The 4,685-nt window shown below is 46.3% G+C and carries 5 protein-coding genes; 2 read left to right on the plus strand and 3 right to left on the minus strand.

Going from position 1 to position 4,685, the window contains the following annotated elements:
• On the plus strand, positions 1 to 399 hold a 399-nt coding region (locus tag AC1DUA_RS28470), incomplete at its 5' end, for a dockerin type I domain-containing protein (protein WP_477502961.1).
• Positions 400 to 508: 109 nt separating this feature from the next.
• Here AC1DUA_RS28470 and AC1DUA_RS28475 read toward each other — a convergent pair.
• From AC1DUA_RS28475 to AC1DUA_RS28485, 3 genes are read right to left on the minus strand one after another with little or no spacing between them, the layout of a single operon-like run.
• Positions 509 to 1,408, minus strand: a complete 900-nt coding sequence (locus AC1DUA_RS28475) for a fumarylacetoacetate hydrolase family protein (RefSeq protein WP_477502962.1) — start codon at positions 1,406 to 1,408, stop codon at positions 509 to 511.
• A gap of 48 nt (positions 1,409 to 1,456) precedes the next feature.
• Complete coding sequence (locus tag AC1DUA_RS28480; protein WP_477502963.1) at positions 1,457 to 2,230, minus strand: SDR family NAD(P)-dependent oxidoreductase; 774 nt, start codon at positions 2,228 to 2,230, stop codon at positions 1,457 to 1,459.
• A 16-nt stretch (positions 2,231 to 2,246) separates the two neighbouring features.
• Positions 2,247 to 2,996 (minus strand): IclR family transcriptional regulator, encoded by a 750-nt coding sequence (locus AC1DUA_RS28485; protein ID WP_477502964.1) that lies wholly within the window; start codon positions 2,994 to 2,996, stop codon positions 2,247 to 2,249.
• Between the two features lie 683 nt (positions 2,997 to 3,679).
• Between AC1DUA_RS28485 and AC1DUA_RS28490 the strand changes: the two genes are divergently transcribed.
• Positions 3,680 to 4,552, plus strand: coding sequence for an IS4 family transposase (locus AC1DUA_RS28490; RefSeq protein ID WP_477502965.1), 873 nt, complete (start codon positions 3,680 to 3,682; stop codon positions 4,550 to 4,552).
• The last annotated feature ends 133 nt before the right edge of the window (positions 4,553 to 4,685 follow it).

The raw sequence follows: 4,685 nt of genomic DNA on the forward strand, positions 1-4,685 counted from the left end.
GTCATCAGCTTGGCACAGTCTGTTTATGATCACGCGATAGAAGGAACTCAAGCTGGAGAGTACAAAACAGGTTCCAAAGCGGCGCTATTATCCGCCAGCGAGGCTGCGGCAGCCATTCATTCGGATTCTGAGGCTACGCAGCAGCAGCTGGATGAAGCGGCCATTGCGTTAAACCAAGCGTTACAAGCTTTTAGCGGGAAAATCATTACGGATTATGCGCCAGGAGATATTAATGGAGATAACGCCGTTGATATCGGAGATTTGGGCAAAGCAGCCGTGCATTACGGGAAGACTTCAGACAGCAGTGACTGGAATGAGGCGAAAAGCGCGGACTTCAATGGTGACGGCAAGATTAGTATTTTGGATATCGTAGGTATCGCTAAATTGATCCTGCGGTAATGAACAATTTATTGGGCATTGCCTTCAACTTGGGCAGCGGGAAGTTTATCTAAAGAAATGGTAAAAAGGGCTGAGGATGTATCCTCGGCCCTTTTTTTGTTTGTGCAGTTTACTCTTTAACCATGCGATTAGTTAAGCTGCCTAATTTCTCGATAGAAATCGTTACGACGTCGCCATCTTTTAAATATACGCGTTTATCGACTGGATCGCCTAGCACAACACCTTCTGGCGTTCCTGTCAGAATGATATCCCCCGGGTATAGGGTCATATGCTGAGAAATATAGCTGACAACCTCGTCGCAGTGGAAAATCATATCGGCTGTATTGGAGTTTTGACGCACCTTGCCGTTGACCGTGGTGCTGATCTTCAAGTCATTCGGATTGCCGACTTCGTCTGCAGTGACCAGATAAGGGCCAAGCGGGCTGAAATCGTCGCACGATTTACCCAGCAGCCATTGCGCAGTACGCATTTGCAGATCGCGTGCAGAGAGGTCATTGACACAACAGTATCCGTAGACGTGATCCAGCGCTTGTTCTTTGGAGATATATTTGGCTTGCTTGCCAATCACGATGACGAGCTCTGCCTCATAATCGACTTCCTTAGTGACACGAGGGAGGGCGATATCATGTCCATGTCCAGTCAGCGTATTATTGAATTTGTTAAAAAGAATCGGGTACTGCGGGATTGCGGCATTCGTTTCTTCAGCATGTTTACGGTAGTTAAGTCCGACACATATAATTTTCCCGGGTTCTGTGACGCAAGGGCCGTAGTTCAATGTTTGTTCATTAAGTATCAGCGTTTGGCGATCACTGCTTTCAAGAGCAAGGTGGACGAGTTGGTGCAGCGCTTCGGTAGCAGCAGCTCCGCCTTGGATAGCTTCGGTCACCGTAGTTGGAACGGCGAATGCCGGTGATAGCTGCTGAACAGCTTGAGCGACATCGAGGACACCGGAATCAGTTTGAATACCTAGTTGGAAAGCATTGTTCTGGCTAAATGTAAGCAATTTCATGTGAAAACCTCCTGAATAATTAAATATGAAGAATTTATAAGGAACAGGCTAAGCATTTTTACCAAAAGTTACTCCACCGTCAATGTATAATGGCGAGCCCATCATGAACTTGGAATCATCAGAAGCAAGGAACAAGGCGGCTAAAGCTACATCTTCCGGACGTCCCATCTCGTTGCTCAGCTGTCTGGATTTCAGAGAGGCGATAGCAACTTCAGGATCGTCATAAGAGGTGTGAATGTAATTTTCAACGAAAGGAGTCATGATTGTTCCTGGCAGCAAGGCGTTCACCCGAATACCGTAGGAGGCATAGTCCACCTGCATGGATTTGGTCAATGCAAGGACAGCGCCTTTCGTTGCAGCATAAGAGGCACGACGAGCCAGTCCGATTTCGGCAATGCAGGATGACATATTAATAATTGAGCCCGATTTGCGTTCCATCATATAGGGAAGGACATGCTTCGAAGGGAGGAAGACGCCCTTCACATTAATGCTCATGATGCGGTCCCACGCTTCAGGTTCCAGCTCATGAAGTGCGCCGACACCACTAATGCCTGCGTTGTTGAAAAGCACGTCAATCCGGCCGTAAGCCTGAATGATTTGTTCAACCATCGCCTTGACGGAGTCAGAGTGCGTAACGTCTGCTTGAATGAAGCGGGCTGCCCCACCAGCCTGGATAATTTCATTCACTGTCTCGATCCCTTTGGCTTCGTCGAGATCATTGACGATGACCTGGGCGCCTTCCTGCCCGAATAAGAGAGCCGTACTTTTGCCAATACCTGAAGCTGCGCCTGTGATAAGAATGACTTTGTTGTGCAACCGCATGTTCAATTCCCCTTTGCTAGTCGGATAGTTGATGAGCAAGCTTACAAACTTCTTCTATACAGATCTGCTTCTTTTGCTGCCACTCCGGCAACATCATAGAGCAGCTGACAGCGGCGATGACTTTCCCATGGGAATTGCGTATTGGAGCTGAGGCGCAGTTAAATCCAATCACGGCTTCCTCCAAATCGAGCGCGAAGCCTTGTGTGCGGATTTGTTCTAAGTCTTTTTGTAGGGCTTTCATGGAGACAATAGAATGCACTGTTAGCTGTGAAAAAGGTTCCTGATCTGCGCGGTAGAGTCGATCAAGTTCCTCAACGCTAAGATCAGCCAGCATGACCTTACCGAGTGCAGTGGCATGTGCAGGCAGGCGCATGCCGGGTCCAGAGGCGAGCCGAACCGGCGTAAGCGCTTCCTCTTTGGCGAGATAAAGGACTTCATTGCCATCGAGTCTAGCTAATTGCAGCGATTCACCCAACTTCAGCTTGGATTGAGAGGCTTCCTTGTGGAAGGACTCGTTCAAGTCGCGATGCTGGACAGCCGCATGGCCCAAGCGTGAGAGCTCGCGTCCGAGGCGGTATGTTTCGCCGGTATCTTTCTCGATCCAGCCCAAGTTCTCCAGTGTTAAAAGCAGCGAATACATCGAGCTTTTGTTGATGCTGAGCGAACGCGATAAATCGATGAGCTTCAGTTGACTGGGGTGTAGCGAGATTTCTTTGAGAATAAGGTGAGCACGTTCAATGGCTGGAACGCGGTATTTATCGTCCAATCGTGGGCCTCCCAGCTCATTTGGTTTAATATACAAAACTAGGTTTATCAGTTAAAACCATCATATCATAGGCTTGTGGAAAAAACGAGTGGGAAAAGGCAAGAAAAAGCAAGAAAAAGAGACTACTCCAAGTCGTAACAATGACGGAGGGATAGTCTCTTGTGGGAGGGTTACACGCTAACGGACACCAAAGCCGCGATTCATCTTATTCGAGTGGAATTAGTTAGTCTACAGATCTATTAACGACACTGGAGTCCGTTAATTTAGAAATAAAGCTCAAATATCGCATATAACGGTAATGATGTCCGTTAATCTGCGTTGTTCTCGCGGGGAACGGTCCATAAGCTGCTCCCGCTCTGAAATAAACAGGAAAATCTACCGTTAATCTGTGCCGCTCAGTGGCGGAGAGCGGATTAGCGGTAGAAATGCAGCTAAAATTGCTGGTTGCCGGACGAAATCGCCTCGATTGGCATTTTTAAAGGTAGAAAMTCCACTAGCGTTGCATTAAAGCTACCACGAAAATTTAATTTAAATTATTTACTATTTATGTATTTTTTTTATTTAATTTTCATGGACAATTCATAAAAAAATCTCCAGTGTAGAGATGTAGGGACCTAATCCATACATCTCATACAAAGGAGAACTCGGACTTTGAGTGTATCGGATAAACAGGTGGTTCGTCAATGCCTTTCTTTGTTACCATTGTGGACTCTACTAGTCTGAGGATGCCCCCCATTCTTGGAGATTGGGCTTACGTTACGGAAAAGCAAAATAGCGTAAAGGTCCATACGCGACTCATGGTTATTGACGAGTATACGGCTTATCCCGATCAGATTGTTCCTTCTACAGGCAATGTCAGCGACTACATCGGTTCGGACAGTTTGGTAGTAGATCCGGGTGTGCTCTATGTCATGGACCGCGGCTATGTTTGCTACAAAAGAATGCAAAATTGGGTCACTAATCAGATAGAGTTTGTCGTTCGCTTAGCCAATCATCATTATGCCGAAATCCTTGAGGAGCTTCCATTGCCAGAAGGGAATCATTCAATCGTTCGAGATGCAACCGTCTTGCTAGGGAATCAGCCTAAGACAAAAATGAGAGATCCTTTGCGTCTCATTGAGTTCTACGACGACCAGAATCGATTCTACCGCTTGGTAACAACGAAGTGGGAATTGTCTGTCCAAGAAATCATGGACATTTACCGTAATCGCTGGCTAAWCGAACTGTTCTTCAAATGGTTAAAACAGCATTTGAAGTTTGCAAAACTCTACAGTCATCAACCAGACGCCGTGTGGAATCATATCTACCTAGCACTTATTGCTTACGGGTTATCTTACCTCGTCAAACAGGAACTTGCGACAAAACATTCCGTATGGAATGTGCTTGAACTGATACGTTTGTATGCAACAAAGCCTTGGTCAAGTCTCATAACGGAGCTGCACAGGGGACCCAGTAAATTTAGCCTAGGCAGGCGAAAGAAAGGTCCACCAGAACCGCGACAAGTTAACGAAACGCCAGGCGTGCAAATTCACCAACCGAAGAAGAGAAAAAGATAAATGGATTTTTTTGGAAAATRGTGCCTACGCTTAGGTGGAGCTACTTTTAATTTATGTCAGTTTGAAACTTTGTGAATTTTTGCACGAACATCTGCTAAGTTGATAATGTGTAAGGTTTGATGCAACGCTAGTG

The sequence above is a fragment of the Paenibacillus sp. 01T422 genome (genome assembly GCF_056398785.1).

What these genes read in the sequence shown, in the direction of transcription:
- AC1DUA_RS28475 (WP_477502962.1), bottom strand. Translation starts at nt 1,408, where the DNA reads ATGAAATTGCTTACATTTAGCCAGAACAATGCTTTCCAACTAGGTATT.
- AC1DUA_RS28480 (WP_477502963.1), bottom strand. Translation starts at nt 2,230, where the DNA reads ATGCGGTTGCACAACAAAGTCATTCTTATCACAGGCGCAGCTTCAGGT.